The sequence below is a fragment of the Lentilitoribacter sp. EG35 genome, from assembly GCF_040784015.1.
Classification (GTDB): domain Bacteria; phylum Pseudomonadota; class Alphaproteobacteria; order Rhizobiales; family Rhizobiaceae; genus Lentilitoribacter.
On the sequence record NZ_JBFNGQ010000005.1, the window covers coordinates 1 to 20,574 of the forward strand.

Sequence of the window (20,574 nt, forward strand, 5' to 3'; positions counted from 1 at the left end):
TGGGCAAATTATCAATATTCCATTTATCTGCTGGTAATGACCTTTGTTTGTTGGCATCAGCTTGAATAAGACTGGCATCAACCGCAAAGCTTTCACCGCCAACCAAACCTTCATCTAAACAACGTTGAACAGTGCTTTCAAACAGATGTCGAAGAAGGTCGCTGTCTCTAAATCTGCCGTGGCGGTTCAATGAAAATGTAGAATGATCTGGAACTTTGCCATCCAAACCCAAACGGCAAAACCAACGATAGGCCAAGTTCAGATGTACTTCTTCGCATAGACGACGCTCTGAGCGAATACCAAAACAATAGCCAACAATGAGCATTCGTATCATCAAGGCTGGATCAATTGAGGGACGGCCCATTGAACTGTAAAATGGCCTCAATTTCTCGCGCAGATCATCCAAATGAAGAAACTGATCAATCTTCCGCAGTGAATGATCCTCGGGAACATGATCGTCTAAACAGAAATCATAGAACAACTGATCCGGTTCAGCTTGTAATCCCATCATCAACTCATTCTCCATATGAAAATCAATGAGCAAATTGAATCAGACCATCAAGGCAAACAAATGGCAGACTTTATCAACAATATCGGCCACAAGCAGACTTTCTCCATAATTAGCGAAATGGATACTATCCGGACGCACGTCCATAGTCGTCAATTAAATACCGAAAAATGTGTAATTTATATAACCGATAATGAAAACAATGCCCATAGCGAGTAATAGTAGGATTAAGGGCGCAATCAAACCGCCGAGTAATCCGAACTTCTCCAAGTACAGGATAAGTTTCTTTGCTATATGCTCAGAATTAACAGTTAGATCTGGAAGCTCCCGGTCTGGATTCTTAGCCACCGGATTCATAATATGAGCCAACAATGGAATACCAGTTATACAAACCAACGCCAGAACGGCGGCTATGTATATTGATGTTCCAATGATGTCGGTATCTGATGATCTAGCAAATAATATGTACCACCAAAATGCTAGGACTAGTAGACCTACTGTAATCAAAACTCCAATGCTGGCGAGCGGTTGGATTTCGATTTTGGCTTCGCAAGTCTCGCACTTATAACGAATGGATGAACTATAAATTTGGATATCACGCGAAACTGGGATCAGAGTTGGCTGGTCGCAATCCATACAGATTCGAACTTCTGGTTGTTTCATTTTTGCTCCAATAGAGATTGCGCCAAGGACTACTCCAGCCCGATTTTGCAAAATTTTCGGATATGCGCGACACCCGCAGCCGTACCTTTGGTTGGAAAACTGTACACCAATTCGCCATCTGTATTAAGTATGTCCAGTTTCAAAGCGCCTGCTAGCGCATCTATTTCAGATTTCCCGGCATGAATTGAACCCACCCAAACTTGATCTCGGGCTCCCCCATCTCGATATTGAGGTTCCCACAATTCACGTACAAGAACGCCTCCTCTTAAGGTGAAAAGAAACGATAATTTTGCAGTTGCGCCGTCAAGACCATTTAATCGAGGCAACGGCGGGCCATAAAATTTTGCACCCAATCTGTAATCTTGCCAATCATGTTCGTCGCAATAAAACTCCATTGCAAATTCATGTACTCGTACGCTCATGGAAGCAAACTCGGCTCCGTTTTCCTCGTAACCGGTATGCATTTGCCATTCTTGCGCATGCGCTCCAAATGAGCCGCCAACTATTGCCAACACAACTAATGAGACTTTAATTAGATTATGCATATTCATTAAACTCCAGTTTGTTCATACACAATCTGCTAAAATCCAAAGTCGGCACTTAGGAAACTAAGACATGTATCTTCATATTTTTGCCCAGGATACACTTCTAAAATGGTGATCAGAATACCATATGGGCTAACTTCACTTCCAAGAAGAATTTCTTGCACACCTGTTTCATCACGCAATGTTCTTACCCAGGTTTGCCCACCAAACGCGTCGTGTGATTTAATCTCAATTTTCTTAACACGTGAGTTTTCTGTGAACGTCTTGGACGTTCTATCATAGCCATTGGAGATGAGCAGTCGGTCAAAAGCTGGCGTCTGACCTTCGCCAGCATAGGACTGAAACGACAATTCTACACTCGCACCAATACCCTGACCGGGGTCTCCTTCACACCACGCCCCATCGGCCTGAGCCAGGTTTTCCGGACCATAAGTATACTCTTTTTGAGAAGAAAGCTGACTGTTCAAACAATATGTTGCGGACTTAGGTCCTTCAGCACGATTTTCATGGACATGGCAGATAATATCGCGGCTATCGTTGGGTTGCTGATTATCCGAAGCATCTGATGTTGAGTTAGTATCTGAATTGGATTTATCCGCTTTGATATTTTGCGAGTTATTTGTGTCTGTTGCCATCTCTGGCGCAAGTTCTGCGGCATCGGAGCCATCTAAACATAAAGTATTTGATGTTTTACCCTCAGCGGCAACTTCACCAGCGGCATCATATATAACTTGGCCGCTTGTGAGCGTCATCGCCTCCAATTCTAAACTATGACTTTCGCGAATAACCACTGAACCCTTATCCCAAAACTCAAGATCAAATTGCAGTAATCCACCCTCTCGATCAACAGTTCCAAGAGTGAAATTGACACCATAATTTCCTTCATGATGTTCATGAAGTAAGATAGTATTTCTCTTTGGATCATAACTGAAGTCAAGCAACCCGCCGTAATCGCATACGTAGTTCTGCGTTAATTTATCTATGGACTTTGATGCGGTACCAGCTTGGTCTTCCCTCACTTGTGAATTATTAACAAGTACACAATTTGCTCTAATCGTTGGACCATTGACAAAAATCTCCCCACCGTCACTATAGAAGTCTCGATTTGAATCTAGGCTCATTCCCGTGAGATCAAGACTATGTTCGTCTCGCATTACCACGACACCGTTTTTCCAAAATTCTAAACTAAAGTTTAAATGGTCATTCTCTTGGATGACATCACCAAGCGTGAAATTTGGTCGGTACCCCCCATTGTTGTGCTCTTGCAGCAAGACGGTATTTCTTTTCACATCATAATCAAAACTAATCCGTTCCCCCAGATCACTTTCACCATTATAATTGCAAAAATAACTCCTCTTTGAAGCAGTTTCAGTTTTTGTGGCTTTTTTAGCTAAATTAGTTTTCTTGACCTGCGACGGATCGATGGTCGATTTTGGCTTCTTCTGAGCTATCACTTTTTCTTCTGGCATCGACTTCAACCAATGCCTAGCCAATGCACGTTCCAAATTTATGCCGCCTGAGTTACTTGATTGCTCTAGCCTATCTTTGGCTTCAGATTTATCATCACTTAACAATGCCAACTGACCTAAATAAAAGTATGCAGCCGTAAAGTTCAAAACATGCTCTTCCTGATTTTTCCCTAGCTGTTTCGCTCTATTTAATAATTTGTTCGGCTCCCACCTGTTTAAAAACATAGCAAGGCTTTGAGCATGTATATCGCGTTCCTTTGAAAGCGTATTTAGATCGTTTCCAAGGTCATTCGCAACTTCCTGAAGAGACCGCTCATCCAAATTCCCGTTGGCAATTAATTTCGAGAGGGAGCAGCTGTATAACTCCTCGCTATCCTCTGCATCCAGACAGGAATTAAAATCTGCGCTTGCACCAAGTTTATCGCCTGATACGAACTTTGCCCAACCCCGAATTAAAAGAAATTTGGATTGGTTAAATCCGGCTCTAATTGCACTGTCAGATGCCTCCAACAATTTCGCCATATCGTCCAAAGCAATGTATGAATCCATTAGGGTCTGATAAGCATTAACCCTATGATTGCCGGTAACTTCACTGGCCACAAGTGCGCGTTTGCTCAATTCAACCGCTTCCCGATAAGCGCCTTTTCCCAAAGCTTCCTTTGCGGTTTCTAACGCTTTTATGCCAACAATAACTGCTGGCATTGGTTCCGATGGGGGCAATATTATTGTATAATCTGGTCGCAATTTGGCTTGCAGCGACAAAGGTTCCCACTGTGCCCTGGTAGAGATTTTAAAGACAGGGGTTAGGGATTTTTCTCTGGTGGTACGCGCAAAATATTTTAATGGCACTTCAACTGTAATGGGTTCATCGATTACATCAACACTTTCACTCTTCTTTGCCACCCACCCTTTTACGGGCACTACTTTTTCGTTGATTCTCGTGGTGACGTTCTCAACGGATACAACCTTGCTGGTAAGATGTTTTTCACCCTTGAACTCCACATGTAACCAATAGTCCAGCTTTTCCATACAATTACGAGAAAAATCGAAATTGAGTTTGAGAATTTCACCATGAATTTCATAGCTAAGGTTTTCAATTTTCTCGGAACCGGAACAGCGATTATCAAACAATTTGCCAAATTGCGGCGTTCCCCATCTGCCTTTTTCAGCCGCGACAAGACCATCTTGATAAAATTCATGACCGCTTGTTGCCTCAATGACGTTTTTTATGTTTTGAGTTGCATAATTTGCGTAAAGCGCGGCGATGTAAGGTGTGGAAAACGATGTCCCATCCAAAGTCTCTCCATCAAGATTGACTTGACCAGGGCCAAGGATGTGAGGCGAAATTTCCCCCAAATATGTACTTCCAATACTGGAAAAAACAGATGGTTCAATTCTACCGTTTTGGTTTAGCCCAAAAGACCCCACACTAATCAAAAATGGTGATTCATACTGAGTTTCTGTGCTAAGGCTCTGCCGGCCATTAAAGACACCTTTCCAAGTACCAATATTGTCTGCAAATAATGCAAAACTCAAATCGTCCGCGCCATAAACTCGAGTTGCTTTTACGCGCAGATGATAAAGACCGGTTTCGTCGGATTTATAATTCAGCACAATTGACGGTCGCTGATCAATCGCCGACTTCTGACTTGTAACAACTTTGCCATCTTTAAGTAATTGCAATTCAATATCTGATTTATTTTTTGGCCACTGTGTCCATGAAAGTTTGAAACGCGCAAAAAAGCCTTTCGGTAACAAAACCGGATTTTCTTCAAGCATTTCCTCGTTATCTGTAAATTCAATAAACCCGTTTTTATTTCTGTCATTAAATCGAAAGGAGTGGCTCTTGCCGCGATGATTTGCGGCGGCGAGGAACATTGTTATTTGATGCTTTTCTAGCTCTTTAAGCCATTTTTGATATTTGCTTGGGTCGTATGTACCCATGGCATTGAGCGTTCCTGAGCTCTTAGATGCGAAATAGCTTCCCTTTTTCCGCATAATATCTATAGCTTTGGCGGTTTCTTCTTCATTACGTGCTCTTAACAGCAAAAACTTTGCTTGCGGCATAATGGCATGGGCTACTTTGAAAACACTAAAACCGTGCGAGCTTTTAGCTTCCGATTCTTTTTCAAAATACTCAACGCGGCCTTTCATTTCCGGATGAGCCTCCATCCATTTATGTATGCCTTTGAACCCATTATCCATGATAGTGAAGTAAAATTCTTTGCCCGTGCTCATGGGTATTTTTGCAAGCTTTTCAGGAAACCCCAGAGCTAGTTTCCCTTCAAATGGACTAAGTGCTTTTGGTTCGTTATCGCGCTCATTGGTGGGAGGAGCCTGAGTTTCAGCCATCGCGGATGTGAGAAACCAGATCACCAGCGCGAACAATGTAACCACAGAAAAAGATGCTCTTATCAACGTCATAAAAAACTCGCTTACAAAATTATAAATATATTTTGTATTCTAAAACCAGCCCGATTCAGCATGCTATTCTGTTAGCAGGCAGAAACAAAAGCCACCACATTAGGCAGGGTCCAAGCAATAAGAAAGCCCCGATAAAGCGGCATTTGAACCCTTAAGAGAAAATGATCCAACATCAATGATCTCTAACTGATTTCCTCGCTGCAGCGCTGTAATGACTTCCCTTGAAGGAAATCCAAAGCTGCCGCATTTCTTACCGTCTGCAAAGCATTGGAAAGCCACATCATGATTTTTCCCATCAATTTTAAATATGATAATTGGCATCTCCCCAAGTGATAATTTGATTTCACTGGAAAGCGCAATTGATGGACCTCCGCCATTTCCACATTCTACTTCTAATCGAACAGTGTCATTTTCAATCGCGGCTTGGCCCTCAAACCCGATGCCAGCATCATATGTCCATTTTTTATCGACCTCTGCTCCGCTAGCGAGAGCGATGGTGCAAATGACTAGCACACCCAGTATAGTTAGTACGACCCGCTCCACAAACCAACGCATGATTTACTCCCCATTTTGTGCCAATTTGAAATGCTGTAAAAGTTTATCGGCAGATATCGCCCTGAAATTTTGTTCTTATGGCAGCAGATTTGTACTTAATTCCCTGCTGTGTGTGGAGATATATGTTCATATGTCGATTTGTTTCAAAATCATAACCTGCAAATGTCAGACACTGACCGCTTGACGTTGGCCGGTGAGAGACACCTTGGCAATTGCGATCATTAAGGCAAACTTGAGCACATTCGGCCAGACTACTTACTGTTACAGCTTGATTGGCCGTTAACTTTTTCCCGGTCTCCATATCTGTTTGAACGATCAAGCCTCTATAGAATGTGAAGCCGCCATACTCACCGAGCACGGTACCGTTGGACCAGCTGCAAGCAAATGATGCGTTTGCCGTCAGTAACGTCAACGCGAATACTGCAAAAAATTTTAACAAACTAATTCCTCTTTAATTTAGGGGCCGTTTCATCTTAACTTAACTCAGGAGCTAACATCGAGCAGGGCTTTGATCGATATTGGTCGTCGGTGAAATGTTTTGAATATGCATCGCAATATTAATTTGGCCAGGCAACGTAGCACGCGCTACCACCGCGACTTTTACAATAATGCATCGCTGAACGGTTTGCTTCTGCTTGTGAACTGGCGCTTTGAATTGTCCAACCACAGTGAGCGCCGCCTGGAACCATAGCAAAAGCTTGATAGCCAGCTCTACTTTGCGCTTCACGAAGACCTTTAACGCATTTTGGATTGCTGATCGAGGCTGCTTCAGTTGTAGTGACATTAGAGAAAGTGACAACATTGATTGCAAGTGCGAAAAAAGCAGTGAATAAGAGAAGTTTCTTCATGAATGTAACCTTTTTTGAAGTACTTGATTGATCTGAACATTATGAGCAGTGCTTATCTCTCAGTCCATTAGTACAGATGTACTAAGTGCAAGTGATTTGACTATGGACTATTCTTGACGATCATTCAGGATCATACGACATGAAATTATCCAAATTGATGACCACTGACTTTGCTATGGACCGTGCAAAATTGTTTGCCCGTGCGCCCGCTAAAATATTCTTCGGCCATATAGCCTCGGCATGTGTACTGATATATTTGGCGTGGGATGTTCTGCCCCTTTGGGTATTGATCTGTTGGGGTATTTGGGAAATATTTGGAACACCAATTCTTCTATATAAATTGGGTAAACAGATAGATGATTCCGATCGGGACGGTCTCGATCTGGATCGCTGGCAGAGCAACCTACATATTCTGTTTGCAATGGTCGGCATCAGTTGGGGGTTATTCGTATCGATCGGTTTGGATGTAGAAAACCCTGCACATCTCGCGATGCAAATGTCGATAGTCGCTGGCGCTTCCGCTGCCGCTGCGCGTTCACTTGGAATATTTAAATATTCGTTTTATTTTTATGAAATCCCATTTACTGGGTTTCTCGCGATCCGCATCTTTTTAATCGGCGGTGATTATATTTTGCTTGGCATGTTGGTTATTATCTTCATGGGTATGTTGTGCCGTTTGGCCAATGATACAAGTGAAGAATTGTCGGACTATTTGGCGACAAAGTCCGAAAATCTTGACCTTGCAAAAAAATACCAGCAAGCAGCAGCAGAAGCAGAAGAAGCAAACACTGCCAAGACTCAATTCCTTGCGCAGGCAAACCACGACCTTAGACAACCTATCCACGCTATTGGTCTGCTAACGGAATGTTTGAGAGATCAGTCTTTGGACAAGGAAGGCAATCGAATATTGGACACAATTGATACCTCGGTCGATAACCTGTCAAAACTCTTCAAGTCTCTTCTAAATATTACATCACTGGAATCGGGTGCTCTAGAACCAGAGATAAGTGTCTTCTCATTGGATGACGTGATCAAACAAACTGTCCGTCAAGCACAGCCCGAAGCTATGGAATATGGTTCTATCCTCAATTCCGTTCCCACCTCAGCATGGGTTAAAACGGATAAAGCACTCCTGACATCAATATTACAAAACCTTGTCTTCAACTCCGTAAAGTATGCGCGGGGCTCTAAGATACTAGTGGGTGCACGTGTAAATGATGGGCATGTGAGTATCCACGTTCTGGATCAGGGTGTTGGAATACCTGAAAGTCTGCAACCCAAAATATTCAATGAGTTTGTTCGTGCAAATCCATTAGGTCCCCAGCGCGTTGAAGGCCTGGGCCTTGGTCTGGCGATTGTTGCAAGAACGGCTGATCTACTCGGTTTGAATGTTCAACTAAAATCGGTTGAAGGCAAAGGGACCCACGTCGTAATTGACGGATTGGAATTAATTTTGAAAAAAATAGAAGTCGTTGCTGCGATAAAAAAATCCACTATACCGCCAGTAAATGACCAAACTGCATTGATTATCGATGATAATAAACAGGTTCTGGAAGGGTTGACGACACTTCTTCGCAAGTGGGGTTATGACGCAAAATCCCAAACACCTGATGAGAAAATTACACCTATCACCGCACCGGACATACTGTTGATAGATTTTCATCTTAATGAAGAGATTGACGGGATTGAATTTGCACAGAAAATATCTGCTGAATCTAACAAGGCTATTCCAACCGTCGTGATAAGCGGCACAATGACACCGGAAATTGAAGAACGAGCAAAACAACTTGGTTATTGGACTTTACTCAAGCCGGCCTCACCAATCAAACTAAGATCAACGCTTCTAGCTATGGTCGCGAAAACCGCCTAACTTGGCCATAAATGCATATCAAATTAGCCCGTTTTGCGCAGCTATCGCAACTGCGGCAGTTCGGGTTGAGACACCTAAATTTCTAAATAGCGCTGATACGTGTGCCCGGACCGTAAAAGGAGAAATATCCAAATCCCTTGCTATTTCTTTATTGGTTTTCCCCTGTCCCAATCCTACCAAAACATCCATGTGGCGCGGTGCGAGTTTGTCAATTGCCGAGTCAATATCTAGGTCATTCAACTGATCTTGAGAATCAATACAAATGACCAAATCACCCTCGATAATCTGATTGATAGCGTTTACCATTTCATCGGGAGAAACCGATTTTGAAATAAACCCATTTGCACCGGCATCCATAATTTCTTCCGCAGTCAATTTTTCATCGTTCATAGATATAACAATGATAGCTGTATTGGGGTACTTCTTTCGCAGTGCTGATACCGATTTAGCCCCTTCAAAACCGGGGAAAATTAAATCCAGTATTAATATCGTGGGAACTGGCGTTTGCTGGACTTCCGTCCACAAAGCGGCCGCATCTGCTACTTCTACGATGTTGCCCGGAACAATCCGCCGAATAATTCTGCTGATACCTTCTCGAAATAACGGATGATCGTCCGCCACAATTATTTTATCAGCCACTAAATTCCGCCCCCCACTGCAGATTGATAATCTGTAGTACCTCACCACGAAGCCAGAATAGAATTCGAAATGCGATTGTGCAAGCCCTAGGTTAGTACACATGTCCTAATGGCTAATGGGTGTCTTTTTGCTATATATAGAAGCAGAAAACAAATATCATTGGTCTATGAAAAACGAGCGACGGTGCGACATGGCGAAAACAGGGCAAGTAGAATAATAAATTATGCTTCAAATAATATGCAATTTAATTCTCCCAGGACTTGGGACTCTATTCATGAGGAAACCAATTATTGGGACCATCCAACTTCTGCTAATGTGTTTTGCAATTATCTTGGTACTAACCGTATTTCTCACATCTTTTGGTATCGCAATTTGGTTCATTGATTTGATGTGGGCGCTAGCCGTTGGCATCCTCTGGTACAAAGAAAGAGCCATTATTCCTCAGATAATATGCAATTTAATACTTCCCGGATTTGGTACTTTGTACATGGGGAAGCCAATTACTGGAATAATTCAACTTCTATTGATGGGTGTATCTATTATTATGGTATTAAATTTATCTCTCAATATTTTCAGTATTACGATTTGGGTCATTGATTTAGTTTGGGCGTTAATCATCGGTATTTCTCAATATAGAAGGAATAACTTGGGCGATGGATAAAACAGTATACGAAGCGCGAAAATGCACTTGCAGCGAACAAGCACAATTACTGCCAATCGAGCGGAAACTTGAGAGATATAACTCCGTGATTTGTTATGAATGTGACAGCTGCGCTAAGAAGGTTGAAATCACCCCGCTTGGTAGTATCGGTGTACTTATCACCGTTGGAACTTTCGCTATCGGTATCATTGCGTATTTGCAATTATCTGGTGTCGGGCAGCCGGATTTTATTGATTATATGATAGTATTGTTTTGCATAATTTGTATTGCGGGCGTCACTGTTCCTCAATTGCTAAAACACAATCGCTATCCCCTTATGCCTTCTAAAGACGCAATCGAGTTGCCTCCTGAAGAAAACAGCTCCAGACATATTCTGGCAAAACCTATTTCTTTCATAGAGGGGTTTGGATTTTTATTGGGACTAATTGCTCCCATCATATTTATAGCTTGTTTTCTCGGCTTAGCCGCATTGATCGGTTATATAAATTTCACCTATTTTCAGTAGATAGGACGCTAGAATTAAAAATAAGATTCGGATTTTCGAATGAAATTCATACTCCCAATTATTATTTTCATTTTATCCGGTTGTTCACCAACCTGGCAATCTTCTGATGTCGTTTCAACGCAAAATAGCGCCGCCAAGAGACAGATTATCTCTGCAAGTTCAACGAACACCAAAAGCCTAAACGGTGACGAGGTGTTTTTACTGGTTTATCGCGAAGGCGGCTTTGTGGGGTCTGCGACTGCTTGGCCTATTCAGTATAATGGAACAAAGGTGGGTTCACTAAAAAACGGGTCGTTTATAGCCATTAAGACCAATGCTGGCACCAAGAATTTTACACCTGAGTCCCACCTTGGAATTTATTCAGAAGGTGTTGAAGACTTCTCGATTAATACTCAAGCTGGCCGCACGTACTATCTTATGCATGGACCTGATTCAATCTACACATCTAAAGTCAAAATCAGGGAAGTTAATGCAGGCCAAGCAAGCGCTAAAGTCGCCAAATACAAGCTGGTAACGGTTATTAATGATTACAGCAAAACTTCTTCTAAATTTTCGAGCAAAGTACTTTCAATAAGCGGGAGGGCGTTTGTTGAAAGAGGAATTAAAACTTATCCTGCGACGCAGGGATTTCCTTTGCTTGTGGGAGATAAAATTAACGTAGAAGAGGGGTCCCAGGCAACTCTTGAGTTGGCCGGATCGGGCGTGATCAAAATAACAGAAAAAACTTCATTTCAAATCCCTGAAACAACCAAATCTACCGCCCCTCCCGGCATGGCGACAAAAGCTTGGGAGAAGATTAAAGAAATGATCCGTGGTGAAAGTTTCGAACTTAAAAAACCTACAGGCGGAGGTGGAGTACGAGGATAATAGGATTTCTATCCACCTCACGTTTTCTGAGAATATTCAATGTTAATTTGAGTTTATGTTCTCCTTTGGGCCACTTTCAACGATGCTTGTCATATAGTTTTAGCTCGGCTTTCGGCTCTTGAGCAGAACTCTCTTTTGGCGTTCGTGACTTCAATCTCGTACACAAATTCGGATATTTGCTTGCAAATTGAAACTCCGTTTTGGGGCAATTACTGCCCCAAAATGCGATTATGCGACCTTATGAACAGAGCTCTATTTAGCCGAGTTGCTAAACCTGATACGAAATACTTCTTTCTCTGCTGAAGAGGACGTCAGTAATGCTTCGTCAGCATCACCCCAGGGCCGAAGGATAAGGGATTTTTCCGCATAGGTTTGCTCCGGACTATCGCTAGCGAGAGGAAGTGCGAATATCGGATCAGATATCGAATTGCTATCTTCTGTGATTATGATGGCATAGTCGCTATCAGTGTTCAGTGTAATCACTTCATCCATCGATTCAAAAAGATGTCCTCCTGTAAGGAAATCCATAGCCGCGTCTCTTGCAGGTTGAATTGCCAGAAATTTGGGGTCGTTGTGAAGTGCTTTGCGCTTATCCGCTGATGGCCAACTGGCCAAACTACCTGTCTGCGGGTTGCCGCCTGCAAAATTTGTCGCAATCACACCAAAGCCAGCAAGAATCGAAAGCCCGTGTTTGGCCATAGTTGGTGCCATATATGGAAAATATTCGCCATACATCCATTCTTGTTTCTCGGGTTTCACAGTACCAAAGCCAAACTCAATGAGACTGTCGGCCGTCAGATTAAGCTCTTTTGTCATATTTGTTCTCCTTATTTTTTTAGGGCAATACCTAGTTGGGCGGCAGTTGGTTCAAAATTGCCGGTTCCTAGTGTTTATGGAGTTAGATCGGCCATCGTCAGCATCATAAAACGATGGTCGAAATCAGAATTTACGGGTAGTTTTTGCGAACTTCTGTGTAATTGTCCTTGTTCACAATCTTACCTGTTTCTGCGAAATATTTCAGACCAAACAAGTGTTTGAGCAGCGATTTGGCCATTTGCCCCTTCATCAGGTACTTCATGAAATCAGGAGAAAACGAATTGAATGAGATCATCTTGATCTCGGTTTTTTCATCTGCAATGGCTGTCAATTCGTAAATCGCTGACATCTCCTTCACAAAAGGGAGGTTATGCTCGGTAACGACTATTTTGAAGCTATCAGTACCATTCACTTCAGTAATTTTTTCATCCAGGAACAGTTTTTCACTAAACTCACAATGCCTTACGGCGTTTAATTCGCCTTTAGAACCCTCATTCAAATAGTTCGATTTAATCATTGTTGGATTGTGGATATGGATGTCTCCATACTGGTTAAAGAGCACATCCCAGGTTCTCTCCTTTGATGTATTTATGATCTCTTTAAATTCTGTGCGGTTCATTTTGCTCGCCATGCTTAGTGTCCAGTTCTTGTGTTGTGTTGAACTTAGTCCATTTAAAATGAATTGGAATTGCGGTATTTGGAGGTTTATGGTGCAATAATCGACCACCCCTATGGAGGACCTGCATGGCCGAACTGGATTGGAACGACATCAAGGTATTTCTGGCGCTGTTTCGAGGCCGTTCTGTTCGCGCAGCAGCGGGAGAGTTGTTGATGAGCCATTCAACGGTTTCAAGACACCTAACCGATTTGGAAACAAGTTTAGGCGCAGTGTTGTTCACCCGCTCGCGCGACGGCTTGCTGGCAACCGCAGTTGCCGAACAGGTTTTTACAAAGGCAGAACAGGTCGAAAGTGAGGTTCTTGACTTTCAACGTGAGGCAGAGAGCTTGGATACGGAACTTGCAGGCCAGGTTCGTGTGACATCGCCACCGTTGTTGTCCCAGTACATGTTGATGCCACACCTTGCCTCATTCACGCGAAAATATCCTGGAATTGAGATTTCGCTTAACACAAGTTATTCAATTGACGATCTGATGAGGGGCGCGGCTGACGTTGCGTTCCGGTTCCAGTTTAATCCAGATGATAGTTTGGTAGGTCGGCGGCTTCCTGATTTTGTGGAACGCGCATATGCATCACCGCAATATATCGCCAATCATTGGTTTGAAGACAATAAGACAAATGCAAACTGGATTGGGCGGGGTACAATCGATCCCGGCCACAGGTGGATCACGGAGGGGCCGTTCCCGGATGCGGAAGTGAAACACCAAATTTCTGATTTGCTGGATCAGGCAGAAGCGGCGAAAGAAGGTTTGGGGATGATCGTTTCTCCATGCTTTTTTGCCGACTCGTTAGATGGCTTGGTTCGTATTCCCGGAACTGGACCTGTCTCTACGCGGCCAGGATGGGTTTTGACCCATCCCGATTTGCGTTCTTCAGTTCGAGTGATGACCTTTGTTAGGTTTCTTGTAGCAGAAATGACCAAACAAGAAGCCCTAATTAAAGGTGATACGGTATAGGCAAGTTTTATTGCTTTGGGGCCAATAGCAGTCATTGAGACTAATGAGGTGTTTTATAATAGCTGGCAGTAAAACGTTCTGATCACACATCATTCTCAGGATCAGAAACGGGGTCAAGAACCAGAAGTAAACGTGTTTCGCCCGTGCCGTCAATCGGGGGAGATCGATGCAACAGGCCGGATGTTGGTGTTTCAGGCTTTGGCTTTCTATCTATGCACTCATCTGTAAATCTTGGTGACGGATCACCCGTGTACGCCCATAATTATGCAATCCGTCATAGATCGCATTAATAACTACGCGCATATTCTCAGTCACAGCATGCCGATGGGGATAGACCAGATAGATATTCTTCGGCTCGACTACATAGTCAGGTAACATCACTTCTAATGTTCCTTTCTGAATATAGTCGTTGGCTAAAACCCGCGGTAAACGGGCAAATCCAAGTCCATCAATTAAAGCATTCATCAGGTGCGAGGGGGTATCGACAACCAGTTTGGTTGCCAATTCAATCTCTGCGTCTTCACCGTCCTTCTGTACAGTGTGAAAACCATGTGCACGGTGATCAGCATATTGTACAAAAGCATGCTGCCCCATTTCTGAATGATCGGTTGGTCGACCGTTTCGATCTAGATATGACGGCGCTGCGACAAGCACGGTTTCGAACTGGCCGATTTTGCGCACGATAGCATCAGAATTGCCAATCTCGCCTGTGCGTAGTGCAAGATCATACCCCTCATCGACGATATCCACGAGCCGATCTTCAACTTTAACCATCAGCTGCAAATTTGGATAAGCTCCATGCAGTTTTTGCAACGCAATCCCAACAGGGTTTTCGGCCATGACCCTGCTGATACTAATGCGTATCTCACCTCCTGGTGTCGTTGACAGGGCAGAGATGTCTGCTCGCATTCGTCTGTGTGTGGTCACAAGTTCCGCCGCATGCCGCGAGATAATCCGGCCTGCCCGTGTCGCAGTGGTGCCAGTAGCGCTTCTCTGGAGCAAAGGAGTTCCAAAATCAGCCTCCAATGCAGCCATTTGTTGACTAATTGCCGGTTGGCTAATACCCCGAACTCGGGCAGCGGCACTAAGGGAGCCTTGATCCAGTACTTCTAGAAAACTCTCAAAATATCCAAGGCGATCCATATAATCCTCTAAGTATTACTTATGGGAGACATAAGATGAAACCTCCTATGCCGAGCTGATTTATTGGATATAGTATGAATCAACTAATTATTCCAGAAAAATCCATAGGAGATGCTTATGAACATTAATCGAAGAAACTTTCTTGGCATGGGGGGGACTGCTGCCCTTGCTGCGCCTTTTATCGTGCGTCCCAATCTGCTTTCTGCCCATGAGGTTGGTCTAGATGCAGGGGCGATACCCTCCTATGCTAAGCGTCGCGTTGGATCGGCAGAGATAACTGTTCTATTGGATGGCACCATTGATGTCGGGCAAGATTTAATTGTTGGGTTTGATCAAGATAAAGCGAATAAAACGCTAAAACAGCAGCATCTGCCTGCTTTTGAGAGTACACGACCACTACCGGTTCTTGGTCATGTCATTGACACCGGTGAGCGGAAGATTGCCATAGACACAGGCACGCTGCCTGGATTTTCACCCAAGACAGGAGGATACCATGCGGCACTAAAACAAGCAGGCATCGATGTGACTGAGATTGATACTGTTCTTTTAACCCACCTTCATCCTGATCATATTGGCGGGCTTAGTGCGGATAAAAAACGGTTGTTCCCAAATGCGGAAATTGTTGTCAATTCTACCGAATGGGATTTTTGGCATGGCTCAGCTGCAGATGGTCTGCCTAGTCAGGTTCAACCCTTCGTGCAGATCGCGCGTGATTTGACAGAGCCTTATAAAGACAGATTAAGAACTTTCGATAATGATGCAGAGGTATTGCCAGGCATTCAGGCCAAGTTCATGCCAGGACATACGCCTGGGCATGTTGGTTTCCATTTACATGATGCTGGTGAGGACCTGTTATTTTGGGGAGATCTGATTCATCTGCCGCGATTACAATTCAATAATCCCGAATGGCTGATTGCCTTTGATATGGACCCCGCGCAGACAGCTAAAACACGCGCCAGAATGTTAGATATGGCAGCAGCGGATAGAGTGCCGGTAACGGGTGCACATTTGGAGTTTCCTGGCTTTGGTTATGTGGATCAAACTGCAAATGGGTATGATTTTGTACCAGCAGCCTATGATTATTCACTATAATAAAATTGGTCACCCGATATTAAACGGGTGACCATAACCTAACAAGCGATTTTGTTTCTGAACCTTCTGCCTTTGAAGCCTTCCATTTCCAAGCGGTGTTAACATGCAATTCGTTCTCGAGAAGACCAATAGCAGTCATCGACACCAGTGAGATATTTTAATAGCTGGCAGTAAAACGTTCCAATCACACATCATTCTCAGGATCAGAAACGGGGTCGAGAACCAGAAGTAAACGTGTTTCGCCCGTGCCTTCAATCGGGGGAGATCGATGCAGCAGGCCGGATTCTGGTGTTTCAGGCCAAAGGGTTCCACGCAGCAGGATTGGTGCACCAGTGGGCACGTTGAAAATCTGCTGCGGCTCATCACCTTCTAACGAGGTTCCATATTGCGTTCCCTGGCCGCGATAGGTGCAGACCAGGCGGGCTGTGATCGCGTCTTTATGAAACTTTCTGCAGGCGTTGTCTGTCACCTTTTCCAGCCGCAAGCGCAAATATTCTGTCCCCATGAGCGCGGAGAAAAGTTGCGCCAAGGCATCGATGTCGTTGACCAGCATATCACACGTCGAACCTTCCGGGGTTCCGGCAATTTCGCACAATTGATGCACAGCATCGGCAATGCGGTTCTGCGGCAGTATCAGCCGGCCCTCCGGCAGGTTTTCTGGCGGAAGTTGGTCGATCCAGGTTTGGAAATCGGACTGAAACTTCCGTTTCCACAGGGTTGCCGCACAATTGTGCTCGCGAATAGCGATCAGGTCTTGCGGCTCCCTGGCAATGACCACGCCTTTGGCGTGTTCAATGATTTCTTCGCAAATAAAATTCATAGCGTTTGAGACCTATGCCGCTTGATCCGCGCGCCGCCAGGCGGGGAAGGGATCGGGATAGTTTTTAAGATCATCCAGTGAGGTCGCTTCCGAAACAGGCACCAGACAATCATCCAGACGGGCCTTGAGCGCTGGCCAATCAATGCCGGCACCAATGAAGACAATTTCCTGACGTCGATCGCCCCATGGCTCCTGCCAATGGGCTTTCATGTAAGCGACAGCGGTTTCATGGGTTGGCCTGTTGGCCTCTGGTACGGTTGCCCACCATTGGCCCAAAGGCGATACTGATGAAAGTGCGCCTGCGAGTGAAAACTCGGCAACCCATTCGTGGCGTGAAGCAATCCAGAAATGCCCCTTGGCGCGAATAACACCGGGCAATGAACCGTTTAGTAAGTTTCCGATCTTTTCTGGCACGAAAGGCTGCCGGGCACGATATACATAGGAGGCAACGCCATATTCTTCGGTTTCCGGCACGTGATCGGCAAAACCATAAAGCTCTTTCGCCCACATTGGATGTTCATGCGCCTTGTCAAAGTCAAACATTCCGGTATCGAGAATGGCCTTCGCATCCACATCGGAATGGTTGGTCTCAATAATCTTGGCATCGGCGTTCAAACTACGGATGATTTTGCGGGCCGCGTCCACGCGTTCCGGTCCAGCGTCGCTAATTTTGTTCAAAATAACAATATCCGCAAATTCGATCTGGTCAGTCAGCAAGTGTACCAGCGTGCGGTCATCTTCTTCACCAAGCGACTCGCCATGGTCTTTTAAGAAATCATGAGATGAGAAACCCTTGAGCAGATTAACCGCATCAACCACGGTCACCATCGTATCAAGGCGCGAAACATCCGAGAGGCTTTGGCCATTTTCATCGCGGAATTCAAATGTAGCCGCAACGGGCAGGGGCTCTGATATGCCGGTTGATTCAATGAGCAGATAGTCAAAACGACCCTCGGACGCTAATTTACGAACTTCATCCAACAGGTCATCTCGGAGTGTGCAGCAGATGCAGCCATTGGACATTTCCACAAGCGTTTCATCGGTCCGGCTTAGTTCTGTATCAGCACGGACAAGGTCGGCATCGATGTTCACTTCTGACATGTCATTGACAATAACCGCCACGCGGCGACCATCGCGATTGTTTAAAACGCGGTTGAGAAGCGTGGTTTTTCCAGCGCCGAGAAAACCAGACAAAACTGTGACGGGAAGGCGAGCATCAGACAAGGGGTATCTCCAATAAAACTATGTAATGTTATTACATAACTATGATGATTACCGGATAAATGCAACTGCCTTTGTTGTATGAACTAAAATTTCTGTTCATTGTTTTACGGGTTAACGGTTTTGATGCTTTAATTCGACAAATTTAAGTCAGATCTGAGTAGCTGCGGCGATCAGGCTTATCTGATATTGTCGCTAGTTTGCACAAAGCAGATAAAGATAACACTATCGGGTGGTGGCAGCCCTGCCTTGATCGATCAATCCAGTTTTAACCGTAAAGCAATGATTGCGACAATGAATATGACTATCCCGCCAACAATGAAAGGAACACCTACCGAAAACGTATCCACTAAAACTGCACCTAAAAATGGTGCCGATAGCAAAGCCGTCGTGTTTGCCGCCTCGCTCAACGCAGTGACCGATCCCATTCGTTCTTCTGGCACTGTGTTTTGTAGCACTATGCGCACCGGTACGACTGACATTGCAGTTGCAAAGCCCAACGTTAGAAAAAGACTGATTAAAAGTACAGTACTCATATCCGCATTGCTTGAATCAAATGTTCCAAGAATCAAGAGAATAATAGCAGACAAAGTTGCGCCAGCGGCAACCCAGTATTGCGGGTATTTCACATTAGGAAGTAAAGAAAAAAGCATTGATCCGCATACACCACCTATCCCAACCGCAGCAAGTGCATAACCCAAATGCTGCTGCTCAAAGTTCAAGTTACGGGTTAGAGGTGCAATGAAAGTGTCATAGATGAAGATGGCGAAATAGCTTATAGCCATCATGAAGAGGGCCGTTTTTATCACAGGGCTTTGCCGGACAATAGCCATTCCATTCTTGACACCCGTTAACACACTGTCTGAACTATTCTCATCTTGAAAAGACTTGCGTTCAATCTTGTTGAGGCGTAGCGCAAAAGCTGCGGCGGATGCTGAAATTATTGAATTGAGAATAAAGATCACATCGGGTGCGAACCATATCAAAAATGCACCTCCAGCACTTGGTGCAACAATTTTGGAGGCTTGATTAATGCCGTGGCTCAGGCCATTCGCGGAGGTTCTGTTTTCTTTTGTAGTCAGTGCCTGAATCGCGGCCTGTTTGGCGGGGGTAAAGAAACAGTCTACGGAGCTGCGCACTGTCACCAGCACGATCAGTGTAGTCCAATCTCCCGCAAAGAAAAATGTACCGGTGACGATCGCTCTGCCAAGATTGCTGTAAATCAGAACTGACTTGATAGACCAGCGATCTACAAACACACCCGCGAAAGGCCCTATTACCAAATATGGAGCACCTAGACCGACTGCCAAAGCTGCATAGGCAAAGCTAGGTGCATCCCATACGAACGCCAACAATGCTCCAATCGCCACAAAATCCAGCCAGTCAGAAAAATCTGCAGGTAGCTGTGCGATAAAGAGTTTTCTGAGTTCAATATTTTTAAGGGCTTGTGGATACATACCGAGAAACTGCCTTGAAATCGATCGAACTGCAATATTGATCTTAGTTGCAAAACGGCCGTTCAACATTTAAACTGTCAGGGATGGACGCGCTGTATCATAACACTGACATTGTTGAAGTCTATGATGCAATAAATACATCGCGCGAAGATTTTGATTTTTATATTGGGGAATTGCCAATTGCTCCAGCTACTGTCTTAGACGTCGGTTGCGGTACGGGTACATTTGCGCTTGATCTAGCACAGCGTGGATATATGGTCACTGCTATCGACCCCGCGCCTCAGATGGTCGCCAGAGCCGCGCAGAAAGATACTCATGGCTCAGTAGAGTGGGTTACGGGTCTCGTTTCTGATTTGGTTAGCAACAGTAAATTTGATGTTGCAATTATGACTGGTCATGCCTTTCAATGTCTTCTAGATGATACCCAGGTTTTTACGCTTTTTAATGCAGTCGAGAAACGCCTACGCATTGGTGGGGCATTCTGGTTAGAAACGCGCAATCCTGCGGCCAAAAGCTGGCTTCGTTGGACACCCGAACATGCCACTCGACCGATTGCTCTAGGAGGAGACCGATCGGTTCAAGTGGTTCACGAGCTTCTGGAGGTTAAAGACGATTTAGTGACTTTTAAGGAAAGATATAGTTTTAATGATCAGCTCGGAACATTGACCTCTCAAAGCACTTTACGTTTTATGGAATTTGATGAACTAAAATGCATAGCGACTAAGTACGGGTTAAAATTATTGGAGGTCTTCGGGAATTGGCAACGAGAACCGTTGGTAGCTGACAGTCCCGAAATAATCATTCGATTGATGAAAGATGCATAGCAGATATTTAAG

General features: G+C 44.4%; 22 protein-coding genes. 7 read left to right on the forward strand and 15 right to left on the reverse strand.

Annotation, left to right across the window (positions count from 1 at the left end):
- From AB2J24_RS10080 to AB2J24_RS10110, 7 genes are all read right to left on the reverse strand, one after another.
- Positions 1-511: transposase (locus AB2J24_RS10080; RefSeq protein ID WP_367385388.1), on the reverse strand; the 511-nt coding region annotated here is incomplete at its 3' end.
- A 153-nt stretch (positions 512-664) separates the two neighbouring features.
- Positions 665-1,171, reverse strand: a complete 507-nt coding sequence (locus AB2J24_RS10085; RefSeq protein ID WP_367385389.1) for a hypothetical protein — start codon at positions 1,169-1,171, stop codon at positions 665-667.
- A gap of 29 nt (positions 1,172-1,200) precedes the next feature.
- The gene (locus AB2J24_RS10090; protein WP_367385390.1) at positions 1,201-1,716 is read right to left on the reverse strand and encodes a hypothetical protein; all 516 of its coding nucleotides are present in this window, start codon (positions 1,714-1,716) and stop codon (positions 1,201-1,203) included.
- Positions 1,717-1,751: 35 nt separating this feature from the next.
- The gene (locus tag AB2J24_RS10095) at positions 1,752-5,609 is read right to left on the reverse strand and encodes an NADase-type glycan-binding domain-containing protein (protein WP_367385391.1); all 3,858 of its coding nucleotides are present in this window, start codon (positions 5,607-5,609) and stop codon (positions 1,752-1,754) included.
- A gap of 99 nt (positions 5,610-5,708) precedes the next feature.
- On the reverse strand, positions 5,709-6,164 hold the full coding sequence (locus AB2J24_RS10100; protein ID WP_367385392.1) for a hypothetical protein: 456 nt from the start codon (positions 6,162-6,164) through the stop codon (positions 5,709-5,711).
- Between the two features lie 43 nt (positions 6,165-6,207).
- Complete coding sequence (locus AB2J24_RS10105) at positions 6,208-6,603, reverse strand: PAN domain-containing protein (protein ID WP_367385393.1); 396 nt, start codon at positions 6,601-6,603, stop codon at positions 6,208-6,210.
- 118 nt (positions 6,604-6,721) lie between these two features.
- Positions 6,722-7,012 carry a hypothetical protein gene (locus AB2J24_RS10110; RefSeq protein ID WP_367385394.1) on the reverse strand — a complete coding sequence of 97 codons (291 nt, stop codon included), beginning with the start codon at positions 7,010-7,012 and terminating at the stop codon, positions 6,722-6,724.
- A 139-nt stretch (positions 7,013-7,151) separates the two neighbouring features.
- Between AB2J24_RS10110 and AB2J24_RS10115 the strand changes: the two genes are divergently transcribed.
- On the forward strand, positions 7,152-8,882 hold the full coding sequence (locus tag AB2J24_RS10115) for a hybrid sensor histidine kinase/response regulator (protein WP_367385395.1): 1,731 nt from the start codon (positions 7,152-7,154) through the stop codon (positions 8,880-8,882).
- Between the two features lie 18 nt (positions 8,883-8,900).
- Here the strand turns inward: AB2J24_RS10115 and AB2J24_RS10120 are convergent, their stop codons facing one another.
- Positions 8,901-9,521, reverse strand: coding sequence for a response regulator (locus AB2J24_RS10120; protein ID WP_367385396.1), 621 nt, complete (start codon positions 9,519-9,521; stop codon positions 8,901-8,903).
- A 274-nt stretch (positions 9,522-9,795) separates the two neighbouring features.
- Here AB2J24_RS10120 and AB2J24_RS10125 point away from each other — a divergent pair, with 274 nt between their 5' ends.
- From AB2J24_RS10125 to AB2J24_RS10135, 3 genes are read left to right on the forward strand one after another with little or no spacing between them, the layout of a single operon-like run.
- Complete coding sequence (locus AB2J24_RS10125) at positions 9,796-10,182, forward strand: hypothetical protein (RefSeq protein ID WP_367385397.1); 387 nt, start codon at positions 9,796-9,798, stop codon at positions 10,180-10,182.
- Positions 10,175-10,687: a hypothetical protein gene (locus tag AB2J24_RS10130; protein ID WP_367385398.1), complete on the forward strand. Its 513-nt coding sequence runs from the start codon at positions 10,175-10,177 to the stop codon at positions 10,685-10,687. The genes AB2J24_RS10125 and AB2J24_RS10130 overlap by 8 nt, the downstream gene beginning before the upstream one ends.
- 39 nt (positions 10,688-10,726) lie before the next feature.
- Positions 10,727-11,554 (forward strand): DUF2846 domain-containing protein, encoded by an 828-nt coding sequence (locus tag AB2J24_RS10135; protein WP_367385399.1) that lies wholly within the window; start codon positions 10,727-10,729, stop codon positions 11,552-11,554.
- 252 nt (positions 11,555-11,806) lie between these two features.
- On the opposite strand, the gene AB2J24_RS10140 is transcribed toward AB2J24_RS10135, so the two are convergent.
- Together AB2J24_RS10140 and AB2J24_RS10145 are read right to left on the reverse strand one after the other, a co-directional pair.
- Positions 11,807-12,370, reverse strand: coding sequence for a hypothetical protein (locus AB2J24_RS10140; RefSeq protein ID WP_367385400.1), 564 nt, complete (start codon positions 12,368-12,370; stop codon positions 11,807-11,809).
- 130 nt (positions 12,371-12,500) lie between these two features.
- A complete protein-coding gene (locus AB2J24_RS10145) occupies positions 12,501-12,989 on the reverse strand; it encodes a hypothetical protein (RefSeq protein ID WP_367385401.1) in 489 nt (162 codons plus the stop codon).
- Positions 12,990-13,114: 125 nt separating this feature from the next.
- Between AB2J24_RS10145 and AB2J24_RS10150 the strand changes: the two genes are divergently transcribed.
- The gene (locus tag AB2J24_RS10150) at positions 13,115-14,005 is read left to right on the forward strand and encodes a LysR family transcriptional regulator (RefSeq protein WP_367385402.1); all 891 of its coding nucleotides are present in this window, start codon (positions 13,115-13,117) and stop codon (positions 14,003-14,005) included.
- An 82-nt stretch (positions 14,006-14,087) separates the two neighbouring features.
- Here AB2J24_RS10150 and AB2J24_RS10155 read toward each other — a convergent pair whose 3' ends face one another.
- Both AB2J24_RS10155 and AB2J24_RS10160 read right to left on the reverse strand, forming a co-directional pair.
- Complete coding sequence (locus tag AB2J24_RS10155; RefSeq protein ID WP_367385548.1) at positions 14,088-14,219, reverse strand: DUF1826 domain-containing protein; 132 nt, start codon at positions 14,217-14,219, stop codon at positions 14,088-14,090.
- Positions 14,216-15,148, reverse strand: coding sequence for a LysR family transcriptional regulator (locus tag AB2J24_RS10160; protein ID WP_367385403.1), 933 nt, complete (start codon positions 15,146-15,148; stop codon positions 14,216-14,218). Before AB2J24_RS10160 ends, AB2J24_RS10155 begins: the two co-directional genes overlap by 4 nt.
- 117 nt (positions 15,149-15,265) lie before the next feature.
- On the opposite strand from AB2J24_RS10160, the gene AB2J24_RS10165 reads away from it, so the two are divergent.
- Positions 15,266-16,240, forward strand: a complete 975-nt coding sequence (locus AB2J24_RS10165) for an MBL fold metallo-hydrolase (RefSeq protein WP_367385404.1) — start codon at positions 15,266-15,268, stop codon at positions 16,238-16,240.
- A gap of 184 nt (positions 16,241-16,424) precedes the next feature.
- On the opposite strand, the gene AB2J24_RS10170 is transcribed toward AB2J24_RS10165, so the two are convergent.
- From AB2J24_RS10170 to AB2J24_RS10180, 3 genes are all read right to left on the reverse strand, one after another.
- Positions 16,425-17,060 carry a DUF1826 domain-containing protein gene (locus tag AB2J24_RS10170; RefSeq protein ID WP_367385405.1) on the reverse strand — a complete coding sequence of 212 codons (636 nt, stop codon included), beginning with the start codon at positions 17,058-17,060 and terminating at the stop codon, positions 16,425-16,427.
- A 12-nt stretch (positions 17,061-17,072) separates the two neighbouring features.
- A complete protein-coding gene (locus tag AB2J24_RS10175; RefSeq protein WP_367385406.1) occupies positions 17,073-18,284 on the reverse strand; it encodes a GTP-binding protein in 1,212 nt (403 codons plus the stop codon).
- Between the two features lie 254 nt (positions 18,285-18,538).
- Positions 18,539-19,738: an MFS transporter gene (locus tag AB2J24_RS10180; protein WP_367385407.1), complete on the reverse strand. Its 1,200-nt coding sequence runs from the start codon at positions 19,736-19,738 to the stop codon at positions 18,539-18,541.
- A gap of 47 nt (positions 19,739-19,785) precedes the next feature.
- Between AB2J24_RS10180 and AB2J24_RS10185 the strand changes: the two genes are divergently transcribed.
- A complete protein-coding gene (locus AB2J24_RS10185) occupies positions 19,786-20,562 on the forward strand; it encodes a class I SAM-dependent methyltransferase (RefSeq protein WP_367385408.1) in 777 nt (258 codons plus the stop codon).
- Positions 20,563-20,574 lie beyond the last annotated feature (12 nt).